Source organism: Salinicola tamaricis, assembly GCF_003006155.1.
Lineage (GTDB): Bacteria > Pseudomonadota > Gammaproteobacteria > Pseudomonadales > Halomonadaceae > Salinicola > Salinicola tamaricis.
Map to the genome: position 1 here is coordinate 1,179,507 of NZ_CP023559.1, position 19,554 is coordinate 1,199,060.

At 62.5% G+C, this 19,554-nt stretch carries 11 protein-coding genes, 4 tRNA genes and 4 pseudogenes; all 19 read right to left on the reverse strand.

The annotated features are described in order from the left end of the window. Window positions 1-34: 34 nt before the first annotated feature. The 19 genes and pseudogenes from rpsJ to CN538_RS05585 all read right to left on the reverse strand — a co-directional run bounded on the left by rpsJ (window position 35) and on the right by CN538_RS05585 (window position 19,478). Window positions 35-346 (reverse strand): 30S ribosomal protein S10, encoded by a 312-nt coding sequence (gene rpsJ, locus CN538_RS05495; RefSeq protein WP_035470365.1) that lies wholly within the window; start codon window positions 344-346, stop codon window positions 35-37. A 162-nt stretch (window positions 347-508) separates the two neighbouring features. Continuing rightward, window positions 509-1,704: pseudogene (gene tuf, locus CN538_RS05500) on the reverse strand (elongation factor Tu). Window positions 1,705-1,733: 29 nt separating this feature from the next. Next, the gene (gene fusA / locus CN538_RS05505) at window positions 1,734-3,857 is read right to left on the reverse strand and encodes an elongation factor G (RefSeq protein WP_035470361.1); all 2,124 of its coding nucleotides are present in this window, start codon (window positions 3,855-3,857) and stop codon (window positions 1,734-1,736) included. Between the two features lie 18 nt (window positions 3,858-3,875). Then, window positions 3,876-4,346 carry a 30S ribosomal protein S7 gene (gene rpsG, locus CN538_RS05510; RefSeq protein WP_035470359.1) on the reverse strand — a complete coding sequence of 157 codons (471 nt, stop codon included), beginning with the start codon at window positions 4,344-4,346 and terminating at the stop codon, window positions 3,876-3,878. A gap of 119 nt (window positions 4,347-4,465) precedes the next feature. Continuing rightward, window positions 4,466-4,840, reverse strand: coding sequence for a 30S ribosomal protein S12 (gene rpsL / locus CN538_RS05515; RefSeq protein WP_035470357.1), 375 nt, complete (start codon window positions 4,838-4,840; stop codon window positions 4,466-4,468). A gap of 148 nt (window positions 4,841-4,988) precedes the next feature. Next, window positions 4,989-9,214: pseudogene (rpoC, locus tag CN538_RS05520) on the reverse strand (DNA-directed RNA polymerase subunit beta'). 90 nt (window positions 9,215-9,304) lie between these two features. Further along, window positions 9,305-13,381 carry a DNA-directed RNA polymerase subunit beta gene (rpoB, locus tag CN538_RS05525; protein WP_106418805.1) on the reverse strand — a complete coding sequence of 1,359 codons (4,077 nt, stop codon included), beginning with the start codon at window positions 13,379-13,381 and terminating at the stop codon, window positions 9,305-9,307. A 262-nt stretch (window positions 13,382-13,643) separates the two neighbouring features. After that, window positions 13,644-14,016, reverse strand: a pseudogene (gene rplL, locus CN538_RS05530) (50S ribosomal protein L7/L12). Between the two features lie 100 nt (window positions 14,017-14,116). Further along, the gene (gene rplJ, locus CN538_RS05535; RefSeq protein ID WP_106418806.1) at window positions 14,117-14,620 is read right to left on the reverse strand and encodes a 50S ribosomal protein L10; all 504 of its coding nucleotides are present in this window, start codon (window positions 14,618-14,620) and stop codon (window positions 14,117-14,119) included. Window positions 14,621-14,886: 266 nt separating this feature from the next. Next, window positions 14,887-15,579, reverse strand: a complete 693-nt coding sequence (gene rplA / locus CN538_RS05540; protein ID WP_106418807.1) for a 50S ribosomal protein L1 — start codon at window positions 15,577-15,579, stop codon at window positions 14,887-14,889. Then, window positions 15,524-16,012, reverse strand: a complete 489-nt coding sequence (gene rplK / locus CN538_RS05545) for a 50S ribosomal protein L11 (protein WP_106418808.1) — start codon at window positions 16,010-16,012, stop codon at window positions 15,524-15,526. The genes rplA and rplK overlap by 56 nt, the downstream gene beginning before the upstream one ends. Before the next feature lie 123 nt (window positions 16,013-16,135). Beyond that, window positions 16,136-16,668 (reverse strand): annotated as a pseudogene (gene nusG / locus CN538_RS05550) (transcription termination/antitermination protein NusG). A gap of 8 nt (window positions 16,669-16,676) precedes the next feature. Continuing rightward, a complete protein-coding gene (gene secE, locus CN538_RS05555; protein WP_106418809.1) occupies window positions 16,677-17,045 on the reverse strand; it encodes a preprotein translocase subunit SecE in 369 nt (122 codons plus the stop codon). Window positions 17,046-17,117: 72 nt separating this feature from the next. Next, a tRNA-Trp gene (locus CN538_RS05560) sits at window positions 17,118-17,193 on the reverse strand. Between the two features lie 149 nt (window positions 17,194-17,342). Further along, window positions 17,343-17,417: transfer RNA gene (locus tag CN538_RS05565), tRNA-Thr, on the reverse strand. Between the two features lie 23 nt (window positions 17,418-17,440). Next, a tRNA-Gly gene (locus CN538_RS05570) sits at window positions 17,441-17,514 on the reverse strand. Window positions 17,515-17,599: 85 nt separating this feature from the next. Next, window positions 17,600-17,683 (reverse strand) — tRNA-Tyr (locus CN538_RS05575). Between the two features lie 152 nt (window positions 17,684-17,835). Further along, a complete protein-coding gene (locus CN538_RS05580; protein ID WP_106418810.1) occupies window positions 17,836-18,816 on the reverse strand; it encodes a biotin--[acetyl-CoA-carboxylase] ligase in 981 nt (326 codons plus the stop codon). Between the two features lie 296 nt (window positions 18,817-19,112). Beyond that, window positions 19,113-19,478: a hypothetical protein gene (locus CN538_RS05585; RefSeq protein WP_106418811.1), complete on the reverse strand. Its 366-nt coding sequence runs from the start codon at window positions 19,476-19,478 to the stop codon at window positions 19,113-19,115. Window positions 19,479-19,554 lie beyond the last annotated feature (76 nt).

The following is a 19,554-nucleotide window of genomic DNA, read 5'->3' on the forward strand; positions in this document are numbered from 1 at the left end:
TGCGAACTCAGCTCCCGCTAGTGTCTAGTGTTGGTTAGTCGAGTTTGATCTGCACGTCCACGCCGGCGGCGAGGTCGAGCTTCATCAGCGCGTCAACGGTCTTCTCCGTCGGCTCGACGATGTCGAGAACGCGCTTGTGCGTGCGAATCTCATACTGGTCGCGCGCGTCCTTGTTGACGTGCGGCGAGATCAGGATGGTGTAACGCTCGCGATTGGTCGGCAGCGGGATCGGACCACGCACCTGAGCGCCAGTGCGCTTGGCAGTGTCCACGATCTCCTGAGCCGACTGATCGATCAGGCGATGGTCAAACGCTTTCAGCCGGATGCGAATCTTTTGGTTCTGCATTGACGTTCTGCTCCAATGGATACTGACGGCGCGAGCCGTCGACCCACGCGTTCAAAGGACGCGCATTATAGGGGAGGCCAATTTGGGTGTCAAACACGCCCCTCCCGACAGCGACAGAAAAAGGGGCGCCGGAGCGCCCCTTTTCTATCCGATCAGCGAGACTTACTCGATGATCTTGGCGACCACGCCGGCGCCGACGGTACGACCGCCTTCGCGGATGGCGAAGCGCAGGCCGTCTTCCATGGCGATCGGAGCGATCAGGGTCACGACCATCTGGACGTTGTCGCCCGGCATGACCATCTCAACACCTTCCGGCAGTTCACAGGTACCGGTCACGTCAGTGGTACGGAAGTAGAACTGCGGACGGTAGCCCTTGAAGAACGGGGTGTGACGACCACCTTCTTCTTTGGACAGCACGTAGACTTCGGCTTCGAACTTGGTGTGCGGGGGGTGATGGTGCCCGGCTTGGCCAGGACCTGACCACGCTCGACGTCGTCACGCTTGGTACCACGCAGCAGCGCACCGATGTTCTCGCCAGCACGACCTTCGTCGAGCAGCTTGCGGAACATTTCGACACCGGTAACGGTGGTCTTGGTGGTGTCGTGGATACCGACGATTTCGACTTCTTCGCCGGACTTGACCAGACCACGCTCGACACGACCGGTCACGACGGTGCCGCGGCCGGAGATCGAGAAGACGTCTTCGATCGGCATCAGGAACGGCTGGTCGATGGCACGCTCCGGCTCCGGGATGTAGTCGTCGAGCGACTTGATCAGGTTGGCAACGGCGGTGGTACCCATGCCGTTGTCATCCTTGCCTTCCAGCGCCATCAGCGCGGAGCCGATGATGATCGGGGTGTCGTCGCCCGGGAAGTCGTACTCGTTGAGGAGTTCACGCACTTCCATCTCGACCAGCTCGAGCAGCTCTTCGTCGTCGACCATGTCGGCCTTGTTCAGGAACACGACGATGTACGGAACGCCGACCTGACGCGACAGCAGGATGTGCTCGCGGGTCTGCGGCATCGGGCCGTCAGCAGCGGAACAGACCAGGATAGCGCCGTCCATCTGGGCAGCACCGGTGATCATGTTCTTGACGTAGTCAGCGTGTCCCGGGCAGTCGACGTGCGCGTAGTGACGCACTTCGGACTGGTACTCGACGTGAGCGGTCGCGATGGTGATACCGCGCTCGCGCTCTTCCGGTGCGTTGTCGATGGTGTCGAACTGACGCCATTCGCCGCCGAAGACTTCAGCGGAAACACGGGTCAGAGCCGCCGTCAGAGTCGTCTTGCCGTGGTCGACGTGACCGATGGTGCCGACGTTGACGTGCGGTTTGGAGCGTTCAAATTTTTCCTTAGCCACTGCTATAACCTCTTTACGTTAGCTAACGGTTAACCGTTCTGATTGATGACGGCATCAACGACGCTGGAGGGCGCCTCTTCGTAATTCGCAAACTCCATGGTGTAGCTTGCGCGTCCCTGGGTCTGAGAACGCAGATCGGTCGCGTAACCGAACATCTCAGCCAACGGAACCGTGGCGCGAATGACTTTGCCGGAGGAGGAGTCATCCATGCCCTGGACAAGGCCACGGCGGCGGTTAAGGTCGCCCATGACGTCACCCATGAAGTCCTCCGGGGTCACGACCTCGACCTTCATCACCGGCTCGAGCAGCACGGCCTTAGCCTTGCGAGCACCTTCCTTGATCGCCATGGATGAGGCGACCTTGAACGCGGTCTCGTTAGAGTCCACGTCGTGGTAGGAGCCGTCGAACAGCGTCACCTTGACGTCGATCATCGGGTAGCCCGCGATGACACCGTTCTTGAGCTGCTCGTAGGCCCCTTTCTCGACGGCCGGCACGTACTCTTTGGGTACGACACCGCCGACGATCTCGGACGCGAACTTGAAGTGGACTTCTTCTTCGTCCTCGCCCTTGTCAGCGTCGGTCAGCGGCTCGATGCGCAGCCAAACGTGACCGTACTGACCGCGACCACCCGACTGCCGCACGAACTTGCCTTCCTGCTCGACCGACTGACGAATGGTCTCGCGGTAAGCGACCTGCGGCTTGCCGATGTTGGCCTCGACCTTGAACTCGCGACGCATGCGGTCAACGATGATGTCGAGGTGCAGCTCGCCCATCCCGGAGATGATGGTCTGGCCGGTCTCTTCGTCAGTCTGCACGCGGAAGGAGGGATCCTCCTGCGCCAGCTTGCCGAGGGCGACGCCCATCTTCTCCTGGTCGGCCTTGGACTTCGGTTCCACGGCGACCGAGATGACCGGCTCCGGGAACTCCATGCGCTCGAGGATGATCTTGGCATCCAGGTCGCACAGGGTGTCACCGGTGGTCACGTCCTTGAGGCCGATACAGGCGGCGATGTCGCCGGCGTAGACCTCTTTGATCTCTTCGCGCGAGTTGGCGTGCATCTGAACGATACGGCCGACACGCTCTTTCTTCGACTTGACCGAGTTGAAGACGCTGTCGCCCGACTTCAGAACGCCCGAGTAGACGCGCATGAAGGTCAGGGTGCCGACGAACGGGTCGGTGGCGATCTTGAACGCCAGCGCCGCGAACGGGGCGTTGTCGTCGGCCTCACGCGTGGCGACGGTGCCGTCCTTGTCGTCGAGCTCACCTTCGATCGCCTTGACCTCGGTCGGCGACGGCAGGTATTCGATGACGCCGTCGAGCACGGCCTGAACGCCCTTGTTCTTGAACGCGGAGCCACAGGTCACGAGGACGATCTCGTTGGAGAGCGTGCGCGCGCGCAGACCAGCCTTGATCTCTTCGATGGACAGATCACCCTCTTCGAGGTACTTGTCCATCAGCTCTTCGTTGGCTTCTGCGGCGGCTTCGACCATCTGCTCACGGTAGGTCTCGGCGGTCTCCTGCAGATCGGCCGGGATGTCGACCAACTCGTAGTTCATGCCGAAGTTGTCTTCGTCCCACAGGATCGCCTTCATCTGCAGCAGATCGATGACGCCCTTGAACTCTTCCTCGGCACCCCAGTTGATCTGGATCGGCACGACGTTGGCGCCCAGACGATTCTTGAGCTGATCGACGACCATGAAGAAGTCGGCGCCGGCGCGGTCCATCTTGTTGACGAACACCATGCGCGGCACTTCGTACTTGTTGGCCTGGCGCCAGACGGTCTCGGTCTGCGGCTGCACGCCGGAGGAGCCGCACAGCACGACGACCGCGCCATCGAGAACACGCAGGGAACGCTCGACTTCGATGGTGAAGTCAACGTGTCCCGGGGTGTCGATGATGTTGATGCGGTGCTCGTCGAACTGCTTGTTCATCCCCTGCCAGAAGCAGGTGGTCGCAGCGGAGGTGATCGTGATGCCACGCTCCTGCTCCTGCTCCATCCAGTCCATGACGGCGGCGCCCTCATGAACCTCACCCACCTTGTGGGACAGACCGGTGTAGAACAGGACACGCTCGGTAGTGGTGGTCTTGCCGGCGTCGACGTGGGCAACGATACCGATATTGCGATAACGCTTGAGTGGTGTCTTGCGTGCCACGATGGAAGTCCCCGTTGGTTAGAAGCGGTAGTGAGAGAAGGCCTTGTTGGCATCTGCCATGCGATGCACGTCTTCACGCTTCTTCACGGCAGCGCCCTTGCCTTCGGCGGCGTCGAGCATTTCGCCGGCAAGACGTTGAACCATGGTCTTCTCGCCGCGGTTGCGTGCGGCGTCCACCAGCCAGCGCATGGCCAGCGCCTGACGACGGGACGGACGCACTTCGACGGGCACCTGGTAGGTGGCACCGCCGACACGACGGGATTTGACCTCGACCATGGGCTGGATCGCTTCCAGCGCCTTGTCGAAGATGTCCAGCGGCGCTTCTTTACCACGCTCGGCAACCCTGTCCAGCGCACCGTAAACGATACGCTCAGCTACGGACTTCTTGCCGCTGATCATCAGATGGTTCATGAACTTGGCCAGGCGCTCACTTCCGAACTTGGGATCGGGAAGGATCTCGCGCTTAGCGGCAACTCTTCTTCTAGGCATGATAAGCCCTCAATTGAAGGGTCGTTCAGGTAAACCCGGCACGCTGAGGCGCTGTCGTAGCGACTCCGGCCGACCTTACTCTTATCTGACCGATAAAAATGTTGGGAGACGTCCGGGCATCAGGCCTTGGGACGCTTGGTGCCGTACTTGGAACGGCCCTGCTTACGGTTCTGGACACCGGAGGTGTCAAGGGCGCCGCGCACGGTGTGATAACGCACACCCGGCAAGTCCTTGACGCGGCCGCCACGAATCAGGACCACGGAGTGCTCCTGAAGATTGTGGCCTTCACCGCCGATATAGGAACTGACTTCGAAACCGTTGGTCAGGCGCACGCGGCACACCTTACGCAGGGCCGAGTTCGGCTTCTTAGGCGTGGTGGTGTAGACGCGGGTGCAGACCCCACGGCGTTGCGGGCAGGCCTGCAGCGCCGGCACGTCGCTAGTCTCGACGGGGCGCTTGCGCGGCTTGCGCACGAGCTGGTTGATCGTTGCCATAGTGTTTTAGCTGACTCCAATGGGTTGCCTTGCCTTATGCGCGCAACGGTTGTACCGCCCCACACATAAAGGCTGCGCATTCTAATCAGTTGTCGCGAGAGCCGTCAAGGCCGCCCGCCCCGTACGGGGCGGGCGACAGGCTGACGACTTAGAGGTCGTCGTCGTCGGCGTCGAGCGCGGTGAGCTGGGCACCCAGCTCCTGCTCGACGTCGAACGCCGACGGTTGCAGCGTACGCTCGGACTCTTCGCGCTTGCGACGCCGCTCTTCGTGGTGGGCGAGCCCGGTCCCGGCCGGGATCAGACGACCGACCACCACGTTTTCCTTCAGGCCGCGCAGGTAGTCGCGCTTGCCGGTCACCGCGGCTTCGGTCAGCACGCGGGTGGTCTCCTGGAACGAGGCCGCAGAGATGAACGACTCGGTGGCCAGCGAGGCCTTGGTGATACCCAGCAGCAGGCGCTCGTACTTGGCCGGGAACTTCTCCTCCTGCTCCAGGCGCGCGTTCTCTTCCAACACCCGCACCAGCTCGACCTGGTCACCCGGGATGAAGGTGGAGTCACCAGCATCGCTGATCTCGACCTTGCGCAGCATCTGACGCACGATCACTTCGATGTGCTTGTCGTTGATGCTCACGCCCTGCAGGCGGTAAACGTCCTGGATCTCGACCGTAATGTACTTGGCCAGCTCCGCCACGCCGAGCAGACGCAGGATGTCGTGCGGATTGCTCGGGCCGTCGGAGATCACCTCGCCCCTCTCGACCGTCTCCCCTTCGAAGACGCCGATCTGACGCCATTTCGGGATCAACATCTCGAGCGGATCGCCCTCTTTCGGGGTGATCGTCAGGCGCCGCTTGCCCTTGGTCTCCTTGCCGAACGAGATCGTACCGGTGATCTCGGCCAGGATCGAAGGCTCCTTCGGCTTGCGCGCCTCGAACAGATCGGCGACACGCGGCAGACCCCCGGTGATGTCCTTGTTACCGGACGCCTCCAGCGGGATACGCGCAATGACTTCACCCACACCGATCTCGGCACCGTTCTCCACCGAGACGATGGCACGGCCCGGCAGCAGATATTGCACCGGGGTGTTGGAGCCCGGCAGGGTGACGTGCTTGCCGGCGTCGTCGGCGAGCATGATCATCGGGCGCTTGTCGCGGCCGGAGGCCGGACGGTTGGCGCTCTCGATCACCTCGATCGAGGACAGACCGGTCATCTCGTCGACGTTGCGCGTGATGGTCAGACCTTCGGTCATGTCGGTGAACTGGGCCTTACCCTGACCTCGGCCACGACCGGGTGGGTGTGCGGATCCCACTTGGCCACGACCCGGCCACCTTCGACGTGGTCGCCATCCTTGACCGACAGCTCGGCGCCGTAGGGCAGCTTGTAGTACTCACGCTCACGGCCGTGGTCGTCGGCGACGGCCAGGGCGCTGGAGCGGGAGACGACTACCAGCTTGCCGTCTTCGCGCTCGACCGACTTGATGTTGTGCAGACGCACGATACCGCCGTGCTTGACCTGCACGCTGTCGACCGCGGAGGCACGCGATGCCGCGCCACCGATGTGGAACGTACGCATGGTCAGCTGGGTACCCGGCTCACCGATCGACTGGGCAGCGATGACACCCACCGCTTCGCCGATGTTGACCTGATGCCCGCGGGCCAGATCACGGCCATAGCAGGAAGAGCAGACGCCGTGCGCGGTTTCACAGGCGATGGCACTGCGCACCACGATCTCGTCGACACCCATGGTGTCGAGACGCTCGCACCAGGCTTCGTCAAGCAGGGTACCGCGCGGGATCAGCACGTCGTCGGTCTGCGGGTCGATCACGTCCTGGGCGACCACACGGCCAAGCACACGCTGGGCCAGCGAGACGATGACGTCGCCGCCTTCGATCACCGGGTGCAGGGTCAGGCCATGCTCGGTGCCGCAATCGTGCTCGGTGATGACCAGATCCTGGGCCACGTCGACCAGACGACGGGTCAGATAACCGGAGTTGGCGGTCTTGAGTGCCGTATCCGCCAGACCCTTACGCGCGCCGTGGGTCGAGATGAAGTACTGGAGTACGTTCAGACCTTCACGGAAGTTGGCGGTGATCGGGGTCTCGATGATCGAGCCGTCCGGCTTGGCCATCAGGCCACGCATCCCCGCCAGCTGACGGATCTGGGCGGCGCTACCACGGGCACCGGAGTCGGCCATGATGAAGACGCTGTTGAACGAGTCCTGCTCGACCTGGTTGCCGTCACGATCGGTGACGGTCTCCTTCGAGATACCCGCCATCATCGCCTTGGCCACCTTGTCGTTGGCCTTGGACCAGATATCGATGACCTTGTTGTACTTCTCGCCCGCGGTCACCAGACCGGAGGAGAACTGGTCTTCGATCTCCTTGACCTCGTCCTCGGCCGCATCGACGATCGCCTTCTTGTCATCGGGGATGACGAAGTCGTTGACGCCGATCGAAGCGCCGGACCAGGTCGCCAGACGGAAGCCGGTGTACATCAGCTGGTCGGCGAAGATGACCGCGTCCTTGAGACCGGCGCGACGGTAGACTTCGTTGATCAGGCCAGAGATCGCCTTCTTCTTCATCGGCTTGTCGACCAGCTCGAACGGCATCCCCTTGGGCAGGATGCGGAACAGCAGCGCACGGCCGACGGTGGTGTCCTTGATCGAGACGGTCTCGGTCAGCTCGGTGATCTCACCATCCTTCTCGTCGGACAGCCACTCGGTCAGGCGCACCTTGACCCGGGCGTGCAGCGACACGTTCTGAGTCGCGAAGGCGCGATCCAGCTCGTTGAGGTTGGCGAACGCCTTGCCTTCACCCTTGGCGCCGATGCGCTCGCGGGTCATGTAGTAGAGACCCAGCACCACGTCCTGCGACGGCACGATGATCGGCTCGCCGTTGGCCGGCGACAGCACGTTGTTGGTCGACATCATCAGCGCGCGCGCTTCGAGCTGGGACTCCAGCGTCAGCGGCACGTGGACGGCCATCTGGTCACCGTCGAAGTCGGCGTTGTAGGCAGCACACACCAGCGGGTGCAGCTGGATCGCCTTACCTTCGATCAGCAGCGGCTCGAACGCCTGGATACCCAGACGGTGCAGGGTCGGCGCACGGTTGAGCAGCACCGGGTGTTCGCGGATGACGTCGGCGAGGATGTCCCACACTTCCGGCAGCTCGCGCTCGACCATCTTCTTGGCGGCCTTGATCGTGGACGCCTGCCCACTGCCCTGCAGCTTGGAGTAGATGAACGGCTTGAACAGCTCCAGCGCCATCTTCTTGGGCAGACCGCACTGGTGCAAACGCAGGGTCGGGCCCACGGTGATGACCGAACGGCCGGAGTAGTCGACGCGCTTGCCCAGCAGGTTCTGACGGAAACGCCCCTGCTTGCCCTTGATCATGTCGGCCAGGGATTTCAGCGGGCGCTTGTTGGAACCGGTGATGGCACGACCGCGGCGGCCGTTGTCGAGCAGCGCATCGACCGACTCCTGCAGCATGCGCTTCTCGTTGCGCACGATGATGTCGGGCGCATTGAGGTCGAGCAGCCGCTTGAGGCGGTTGTTACGGTTGATCACACGACGGTAGAGGTCGTTGAGATCGGAGGTGGCGAAGCGGCCACCGTCCAGCGGCACCAGCGGACGCAGGTCCGGCGGCAGCACCGGCAGCACTTCCATGACCATCCACGCCGGGGCGTTGCCGGACTTGTAGAAGGCTTCCAGCAGCTTGAGGCGCTTGGACAGCTTCTTGATCTTGGTCTCGGAGTTGGTCTGCGGAATCTCCTCACGCAGACGCTCGATCTCCTCTTCCAGATCGATGTCCTTGAGCAGCGCCTGGATCGCCTCGGCGCCCATGCGTGCGTCGAAATCGTCGCCGAACTCTTCCAGCGCTTCGAAGTACTGCTCGTCGTTCAGGAGCTGACCGCGCTCGAGGGTGGTCATGCCCGGGTCGATCACCACGAACGACTCGAAATAGAGCACGCGCTCGATGTCACGCAGGGTCATGTCGAGGAACATGCCGATGCGCGACGGCAGCGACTTCAGAAACCAGATGTGGGCGACCGGCGAGGCCAGCTCGATGTGGCCCATGCGCTCGCGGCGGACCGCCGCCTTGGTCACTTCGACGCCACACTTCTCGCAGATGATGCCGCGATGCTTCATGCGCTTGTACTTGCCGCACAAGCACTCGTAATCCTTGACCGGCCCGAAGATCTTGGCGCAGAACAGACCGTCACGCTCAGGCTTGAACGTACGGTAGTTGATGGTCTCCGGCTTCTTGACCTCGCCGTAAGACCAGGAGCGAATCATCTCCGGCGACGCGAGCGTGATCTTGATCGCGTCGAACTCGTCAGATTGCGCCTGTGACTTTAGGACTTTCACCAAATCTTTCATGGGATCGCTCCGTTGCGGAGTTGTCATGAGCGGGGCCGCGACTCTCTCGCCGGCCCCGCAACCCGTCGCTATCGATCGACTGTGCCGGTCTTAACTTTCCAATTCGATGTCGATACCCAGCGAGCGGATCTCCTTCACCAGCACGTTGAAGGATTCCGGCATACCGGCCTGCATGGTGTGGTCGCCATCCACGATGCTCTTGTACATCTTGGTACGACCCTCGACGTCATCCGACTTGACGGTGAGCATCTCCTGCAGGGTGTAGGCGGCACCGTAGGCCTCGAGTGCCCACACCTCCATCTCACCGAAGCGCTGACCGCCGAACTGCGCCTTGCCGCCCAGCGGCTGCTGGGTGACCAGCGAGTAGGAGCCGGTGGAACGCGCGTGCATCTTGTCGTCGACCAGGTGGTTGAGCTTGAGCATGTACATGTAGCCCACGGTCACCGGACGGTCGAAGGACTCACCGGTACGCCCGTCGTAGAGCGTCATCTGGCCGGAGTCCGGCAGATCGGCGAGACGCAGCAGATGCTTGATCTCGTGCTCCTTGGCACCGTCGAACACCGGGGTGGCGATGGGCACGCCGCCGCGCAGGTTCTTGGCCAGGGTGATGATCTCCTCGTCGTTCAACGAATCGATATCTTCCTGCCGCGTCTCCTGGGTGTTGTAGACCTGCTTGAGGAACTCACGGATCTCACCCACCTGCTGCTCGCGCGCATCACGCAGCATGCGCTCGATCTTGACCCCGAGACCACGGGCAGCCATGCCCAGGTGAGTCTCGAGGATCTGACCCACGTTCATACGTGACGGTACGCCCAGCGGGTTGAGTACCACGTCGACCGGCTCACCGTTGTCGTCGAACGGCATGTCCTCGATCGGCATGATCGCGGAGATGACACCCTTGTTACCGTGACGACCGGCCATCTTGTCGCCCGGCTGGATGCGACGCTTGACCGCCAGGTAGACCTTGACGATCTTGAGCACGCCCGGCGCCAGATCGTCGCCCTGGGTGAGCTTGCGCTTCTTGTCTTCGAAACGCTCGTCCATCTCCTTGCGACGGTTCTCGAGCTGTTCGTCGGCCTGGGCGAGGAGCTCGTTGAGCGCTTCGTCCTGCAGACGCAGCTTGAACCACTGCTGACGCGGCAGTTCGTCGAGGTAGTCGGTGCTGAGGACGTCGCCCTTCTTGAGCTTGGGCCCGCCGTTGACCGCCTGGCCGTCGAGGGTACGCTTGAGACGCTCGAAGGTGGCGTCCTCGGCGATGCGGTAGGTCTCCTGCAGGTCACGCCGCACTTCGTCGAGCTGCATCTGCTCGATGGAAAGCGCGCGCGAGTCCTTCTCGACACCATCGCGGGTGAACACCTGAACGTCGATGACGGTACCGCGCATGCCGGTCGGCGCGCGCAGCGAGGTGTCCTTCACATCGGACGCCTTCTCACCGAAGATCGCACGCAGCAGCTTCTCTTCCGGCGTCAGCTGGGTTTCGCCCTTGGGCGTCACCTTGCCGACCAGGATGTCGCCGGCGCCGACTTCGGCACCGATGTAGACCACGCCCGCTTCGTCCAGCTTGGCCAGCGCCGACTCGCCGACGTTGGGGATATCCGAGGTGATCTCCTCGGCGCCCAGCTTGGTGTCGCGGGAGACGCAGGTCAGTTCCTGGATGTGGATGGTGGTGAAGCGATCGTCCTCGACCACGCGCTCGGAGACGAGGATGGAATCCTCGAAGTTGTAGCCGTTCCACGGCATGAACGCGAGACGCATGTTCTGCCCCAGGGCCAGGTCACCCATGTCGACGGACGGGCCGTCGGCGAGGATGTCGCCGCGTGCGACGATGTCGCCCGGGCGCACGATCGGGCGCTGGTTCTGGCAGGTGTTCTGGTTCGAACGCACGTACTTGGTCAGGTTGTAGATGTCGACCCCGGCTTCACCGCCGATGATCTCGTCTTCGTTGATCCGGACCACGATACGCTTGGCATCCACCGAGTCGATCACGCCACCGCGACGGGCCACGGCGCAGACGCCGGAGTCACGCGCCACGAAGCGCTCCATCCCGGTGCCGACGAGCGGCTTGTCGGCGCGCAGGGTCGGCACCGCCTGACGCTGCATGTTCGCCCCCATCAGGGCGCGGTTGGCGTCATCGTGCTCGAGGAACGGGATCAGCGCCGCCGCCACGGAGACGACCTGACGCGGCGACACGTCCATCAGGGTCACCTTGTCGGGTGCCATGAAGGTGGTCTCGCCCTTGTGACGTACCTGAACCAGGTCGTCGATCAGCTTGCCCGACTCGTCCACGGTCGCCGAGGCTTGGGCGATGATGAAGTCACCCTCCTCGATCGCCGACAGGTGCACCACGTCGTCGGTGACCTGGCTGTCCACGACCTTGCGGTACGGCGTCTCGAGGAAGCCGTAGCTGTTGGTCTTGGAGTAGGTCGCCAGCGAGTTGATCAGACCGATGTTCGGACCTTCCGGCGTCTCGATCGGACACAGGCGGCCGTAGTGGGTGGCATGAACGTCACGCACCTCGAAGCCGGCACGCTCACGGGTCAGACCGCCCGGGCCGAGTGCGGAGACACGGCGCTTGTGGGTGACCTCGGAGAGCGGGTTGTTCTGGTCCATGAACTGGGACAGCTGCGAGGAGCCGAAGAACTCCTTGACCGCGGCCGCCACCGGCTTGGCATTGATCAGGTCCTGCGGCATCAGGCCTTCGCTCTCCGCCATGGAGAGACGCTCCTTGACCGCACGCTCGACGCGCACCAGACCGACGCGGAACTGATTCTCCGCCATCTCGCCGACGCAGCGGATGCGGCGGTTACCCAGGTGGTCGATATCGTCGACTTCACCGAAGCCGTTACGAATGTTGATCAGCTCTTTGAGAACATCGAGGATGTCCTGGTTGTCGAGCACGCCGGAGCCGGTGTCGGACTCGCGACGCAGACGACGGTTGAACTTCATCCGGCCGACGCCCGACAGGTCGTAGCGGTCTTCGGTGAAGAACAGGTTGTGGAACAGCGTTTCCGCCGCTTCCTTGGTCGGCGGCTCGCCCGGACGCATCATGCGGTAGATCTCGACCAGCGACTCGAGAGCCGAGCGCGTGGTATCGATCTTCAGCGTATCGGAGATGAACGAACCGGCGTCCAGATCGTTGGTGTAGAGCGTCTCGAGCTGCGTCACGCCGCCCTGCCCCAGCTTCTCGACCAGCTCGGGGGTCAGTTCGGTGTTGCACTCGCAGATCAGCTCGCCGGTCTTGGCGTCGACCTGATCCTTGGCCAGGGTCTTGCCGAACAGGTAGTCCATCGGGACCTGCAGGCGCTCGAGCCCGGCACTCTCCATCTGACGGATGTGCTTCTGGGTGATGCGACGACCTTCCTCGACGATGACGTTGCCGTCGTTGTCCTTGATGTCGAAGGTCGCGGTGTCACCGCGTAGGCGCGACGGCACCAGTTCCACGTAGATGCCGTCCGGCTCGATGTGGAAGGTGCTGGTGTCGAAGAAGGTCTCGAGGATCTCTTCGGCGCTCATGCCCAGCGCGCGCAGCAGCACGGTCGCCGGCAGCTTGCGGCGACGGTCGATACGCACGAAGACGTTGTCCTTCGGGTCGAACTCGAAGTCCAGCCAGGAGCCGCGGTAAGGAATGATGCGCGCGGAATAAAGCAGCTTCCCGGAGGAGTGGCTCTTGCCCTTGTCGTGATCGAAGAACACGCCCGGCGAACGGTGGAGCTGGGAGACGATGACGCGCTCGGTACCATTGACGACGAAGGTCCCGTTCTCGGTCATCAGGGGGATCTCCCCCATGTAGACTTCCTGCTCCTTGATGTCCTTGATGGCCTTGTTCGAGGACTCTTTGTCGTAGATGATCAGGCGAACCTTGACACGCAGCGGTGCCGAATAGGTCACGCCGCGCAGCTGGCACTCCTTGACGTCGAACGCCGGGGTGCCGAAGCGGTAGCTTACGTACTCGAGCGCCGCGTTGCCCGAGAAGCTCTCGATCGGAAAGACGGACTGGAAGGCCGCGTGGAGACCGGTGTCGAGACGCTCTTCCGGCGCCCGGTCCTGCTGGAGGAAGTCGTAATAGGAATCAAGCTGGATGGCCAGCAGGTAGGGCACATCCATTACTTGAGGCAGTTTGCCGAAATCCTTGCGGATGCGTTTTTTCTCAGTGTATGAGTAAGCCATCTGTATTCCCCAGCTTGTTCACCATGGGTGACCGGTGCGTGGTCGGCGCTCCCCAACGGGAATGACCCCGTTAGGCGCTGACGGCAAGCTGCCCGGAGGGAGCTCGCCGTCGGAATTCGTCTAGTGGCTTTAACCCTGATTCGGGGGGATCCCAAGCCAGGTGGTCTAACGCCAGGCTAGCAACAACAGAAAAAGGCCGGCAGCGGGGAGGCCCGCCACCAGCCGTGGCGCTTACGCAGCGCGTGGAGCCGTGAACACAGAGTTACTTGAGCTCCACGGAGGCGCCAGCTTCTTCCAGCTTCTTCTGGCTTCTTCGGCGTCGTCCTTGGACAGGCCTTCTTTCAGGGTAGCCGGAGCACCGTCGACGGCGCCTTTGGCTTCCTTCAGACCCAGACCGGTGATTTCGCGCACGACCTTGATGACGTTGACTTTCTTGTCACCGGCAGCGGTCAGAACCAGCGCGAACTCGGTCTGCTCTTCTTCAGCAGCGCGGCATCACCGCCACCGGGGCCAGCCACGACGGCTGCAGCGGCAGACACGCCGAACTTCTCTTCCATTGCAGAGACCAGTTCCGCAACTTCCATCACGGACATTTCAGCAACGGCGTTGATGATGTCTTCTTGAGTCAGTGCCATGTTACCTATTCCTAACTTTGCGGAGGCGGCGGCCATGTGGCCTGCCCACTCGATGAGATTCAGTTCAACCTGGCGCAGGCGAGTCGGGAGAAGTGTCGGCTCAGGCCGCCTCTTCTTCCTTCTTGTCGCGCAGGGCTGCGAGGGTACGAACCAGCTTGCCGGCAGAAGCTTCCTTCATAACGGACATCAGCTTGGCCAGTGCTTCCTCGTAAGTCGGCAGCGTTGCCAGACGGTCGATATCGGCCGCCGGGATCATCTCGCCTTCGTAGGCCAGCGCTTTGACTTCGAACTCCTTCTGCGTCTTGCCGAACTCCTTGAACAGCCGCGCGGCAGCGCCGGGGTGCTCGTAGGAGAAGGCCAGAAGCGTCGGACCTGCGAAAGTCTCGTTCAGGCACTCCCAGGAAGTGCCTGCCAAAGCGCGGCGTGCCAGCGTGTTGCGGACAACACGAATCTGGACGCCATTCTCGCGAGCCTGTTTGCGCAGATCGGTCATTGCGCTAACGGTCACACCGCGAGAGTCGGCAACTACGACGGAAAGAGCGTCCTTAGCGGCTTCACTGACCTCGGCAACAATCGCTTTCTTGCCTTCGAGTGCTAGTGGCACAGTGGTTACTCCTTCGTGCCGGGGCGACGATGTCGCGACCCGGTGGTTACCATCTCTTCCGCTTCGACTGCGGCGGAAGTCTTGGATGATGGCTGCACACCTGATTCGGCGAGCCACACCATCTGCGCAGGTTTCCTCCGGCCATGCCGGGTACGGACATTAAGTCGGCCGATGGCCGACACCTGCGGTCTTTGACGGTGCCCCGCCCCTTTCCGCCTCTCGCGAGACGGCGCACGGGGACCGCAAAGTTACTGCTCGGTGATCGATCACACGTAAGCGCTGTGATCGACGGTCAGACCCGGCCCCATGGTGCTGGAGAGGGTCAGCTTCTTGAAGTAGATACCCTTGGAGGTGCTCGGCTTCAGACGCTTGAGGTCGTTGACCAGCGCTTCCAGGTTGCCCTTGAGCGCGTCGGCGGAGAAGTCGACCTTCCCGATAGAGGCATGGATGATGCCGTTCTTGTCGGTACGGAAGCGCACCTGGCCCGCCTTGGCGTTCTTGACCGCAGTGGCGACGTCCGGCGTCACGGTGCCGACCTTGGGGTTCGGCATCAGGCCACGCGGGCCGAGGATCTGGCCCAGCTGGCCGACCACGCGCATGGCGTCGGGAGCGGCGATGACGACGTCGAAGTTCAGGTTGCCCTTCTTCACGTCGTCGGCCAGGTCGTCCATGCCGACGATATCGGCACCGGCTTCCTTGGCGGCGTCGGCGGCGTTGCCCTGGGCGAACACGGCGACGCGCACGTCACGACCGGTGCCGTTGGGCAGCACGGTAGCGCCACGCACGACCTGGTCGGATTTACGCGGATCGACGCCCAGATTGATGGCGACTTCCACCGCTTCCTTGAACTTGACGGTCGACAGATCGGACAGCAGGGAGACGGCTTCCTCGAGGGAGTAGACCTTACCCGGCTCGACCTTCTCGCGAATCATCTGCGCGCGCTTGGAAAGCTTTGCCATGATCAGAGGCCCCCACGTTGAGGCCCATGCTACGGGCGCTGCCAGCAATGGTACGAACGGCGGCGTCGAGATCGGCAGCCGTCAGATCCGGCTCCTTGGTCTTGGCGATCTCTTCGAGCTGCTCGCGGGTCACGGTGCCGACCTTGGTCTTGTTCGGCACGCCAGAACCGGATTTGATGCCTGCGGCTTTTTTCAGCAGCACGGCAGCCGGCGGCGTCTTGGTGACGAAGGTGAAGCTACGATCGGAGTAGACCGTGATCACGACCGGCGTCGGCAGGCCCGGCTCGACATCTTGGGTCGCCGCGTTGAACGCCTTGCAGAACTCCATGATGTTGACACCGTGCTGCCCCAGTGCGGGGCCGACGGGCGGACTCGGGTTGGCCTTGCCAGCTGCGACCTGCAGCTTGATATAGGCCTGGACTTTCTTAGCCATGTGGAACTCCTGTTGGGTATTAGCGCCTTGCGGCTCCCCGGTTTGGCCGGCGCATCACCGGCAACGACAACGCGACGCTTGAATAGCGCCGCGATGAAAAAACGTGTCGACCCAGCCTTCGGCTCAGTCCTTGACCACCTGTACGAATTCGAGCTCGACCGGCGTGGAGCGGCCGAAGATCAGCACGCTGACCTGCAACCGGCTCTTCTCGTAGTTGACCTCTTCGACCACGCCGTTGAAGTCGGCGAAGGGGCCATCGACCACACGCACGGTCTCGCCCGGCTCGAACAGTGTCTTGGGGCGCGGCTTGTCGGTACCGTCCTGGACCCGACGCAGGATCGCCTCGGCTTCCTTCGGTGTGATCGGCGCCGGCTTCTCAGGCGTACCGCCGATAAGCCCATGACGCGCGGCGTCTCGTTGACCAGATGCCAGGTCTGCTCGTTCATCTCCATCTCGACCAGCACGTAGCCGGGATAGAACTTGCGCTCGCTCTTGCGGCGCTTGCCGTCGCGCATCTCGACGACCTCTTCGGTCGGCACCAGGATCTCGCCGAACTGATCCTCGACCTCATACAACTTCACGCGCTCGATGAGCGAGCGCATGACCTGCTTCTCGAACCCGGAATAAGCGTGAACGACGTACCAACGCTTGGACATGAAAACTCCTAGCCAATGATTCCGGACATCGCCCAGCCGAGGACGGTATCGATGAGCCACAGCAGCAGACCAACCACGAGCACTGCAGCGAGGACGATCAGGGTCGTCTGCACGGTTTCCTGACGGGTCGGCCAGACCACGCGCTGAATTTCGCGCTTGGAGCCCTTGGCCAGATCCATCAGCGCCTGCCCCTTGGCAGTGGTGAGCCCCACGGCAGCGGCGGCACCACACAAGACGACGACGCCCAGGACACGATAGAGCAGCGCTTGATCAGCGAACCAGGCATTGCCACCCACCGCGATGGCAAGCAGCAGCACGACAACGGCCCACTTGAGCGTGTCGTAGCGGGAGACCTGCACCTCGGCGTTGTGCTTCATGAAAACTCCTCAACTCAAGGCGCGATAACCGAACATGACAAGGTATCAAATATGAGCCAGCCTGGGGAAGACTGGCAGGCCAGGAGGGAATCGAACCCCCAACCTGCGGTTTTGGAGACCGCTGCTCTGCCAATTGAGCTACTGGCCTGTATCAAAACATCCGAGAAGCACCCGGAAATTTGGAGGGCGCTATGATAGCGAAAAGAGGAGGGCAAAAGCAACCCTTGGGATCTTTTTCTCTCGCCACCAAAAAAGCGAGCCTTCAGCTCGCCTTCCACAGCGTTCGACATCGAGCAATGGAGCTCATGGACGGATTTGAACCGTCGACCTCACCCTTACCAAGGGTGTGCTCTACCCCTGAGCTACATGAGCACTACACCACTACAACCTCGAACTGGAGCGGGTAGCGGGAATCGAACCCGCACCATCAGCTTGGAAGGCTGAGGTTCTACCATTGAACTATACCCGCCTACCCGCTCTGACTCCGATTTGCCGAAGCAGACCGGTTTTACCACCACTTCTTGCTGCCAACAACGCAGCGGCACTGCTAAATCTGGTGGAGGGGGAAGGATTCGAACCTTCGAAGCTTTCGCGGCAGATTTACAGTCTGCTCCCTTTGGCCACTCGGGAACCCCTCCTAGCTGGCGACATATTCTAACCTGTCGCTGACCGATGTCAAGCCTCTGTTTTTACTCGACTAACAGACTCAAGACCCGATCACCTTGTCCTCAAGGCGGGGCGCATTGTGTCAAAGCGATGGGGCGATTGCAAGCGTGGAGCGCATTTTTTGTCAGCGCCCGGAGCGAATACTGATCTCACCTCCCATCAGCGTGAGATCACCCTCCGCCGTGGTCACGACCAGGTTGCCGCTGGCATCCACCGCCTTCGCCGTCGCGGGATAGGTTTCCCGCGCCTGGATCACCTTGATCGGCTGCCCGGCAAAGGCATGGCGCTGATTCCAGCCCGCCTGCCAGGCCGCGAAACCGCGCTGCTCGAACTGCGGCAACAGCAGCAGCAGCGCATCGATGATGGCGGCAGCGAGGCGATTGCGCGAGGGCGCCGGCAGCCTGTCGGCCAGCGCGCCGGCAGGCTGACCGGCAGCCTCGCGCCCGGCGTCGCTCAGCGACACGTTGAGCCCGATGCCGATCACCACCTCGCACGGCCCCTCCACATCACCGGTCACCTCGAGCAGAATGCCGGCGAGCTTGCGCCACTCTCCGTCGACCGCGATCAAGATATCGTTGGGCCACTTCAGAGCAATCTCCGCCCCTGCCGCCTCGAGCACCTCCGCCACGGCCACGCCGACCGCCAGGCTGAGGCCCTCGAGCGCCCCCACCCCGGCGTCGAAACGCCAGCCCAGGGAGAGGATCAGGCTACGCCCCCAGCTGGTACTCCACGCCTTGCCACGCCGCCCGCGACCCGCCGTCTGACTCTCGGCGAGACACACCTCGCCGTGCCCGGCGCCCTGCCGGAAGCGCTCGCGCAGGTAGGTATTGGTGGAGTCGAGCACGTCCTCGACGAACAGTCGCTTGAGATGACGCCGCGGCTCGGCGCTCAACTGCGCGACGATCGACTTGCCATCCAGCGACTCGATGGCGTCGACAAGTCGATAGCCGCGCCCCTTGACCGCCTCCAACGGCAGATCCATCGCCTCCAGCTTCTTCAGCTGCTTCCAGACCGCGGTGCGCGAGACGCCCAAGCGCTCGCCCAGCTGCTGCCCCGAGTGGAAATCACCATCCCCCAGCAGGCGTATCAGTTCACCGATGCTCATACCGATCGTCCAGCGTAAAAGAGAGCATTCTAACGAAATCGCTCGTCCACCGTTAACGTGCCTTGCTGCCGCAGCCTGCTCTTATACCCTCACCCGCCCCACCGATCCCATACACACAAAAAGCCCCGGCGCGGGGGCGGGCCGGGGAAGTGGAGGTGTAGGGTCTGGCGCTCGCGTCTGTGGGCATTTTGCGAGAAGCGCCTCTTGAGAGGGACGTCTTCTGTCCGTGGCGCCTTGTTTGCGAGATGACTTCTGAGAGAGGCACGTGCGCGACTCGTGCCGGGGCTCAGCGGTCCTCAGTCGAGACTGGCGAAGCTCACGTCGACATTGCCCCGGCCGCTGGCGTTGACGTTCTGCAGCGCCTGGGCGGCAGCGACGCTCTGACCCTGGCCGACCAGGTCGGCGTTACCGGCACGCAGGTGGGTACCGCGCTGGGTCTGCTCGGCGACCTGAACCAGCGCCTGGTTGGCCGCGGTGCTGTAGCCACCACTGACCGTATCGACGCTGTAGCGAGTCGGCAACGTCTGGTAGTCGCTGACCACCTGGGTATTCAGCGGCTGTTGCAGCGCGGCGAAGGCAGCTTTCTCGGCGGCGCTATTGGCCTGGGCCACGGCCGGCAGAGCGACGATCAGGGCGATGGCGGTAAGAAGACGGGTTTTCATGGGGAACCTCCAGTGACTGTCGGGTCTATCGGTTCGAGGGTTGGGTCTTGGCCTCAACCGTTGGTGACAGTATGGG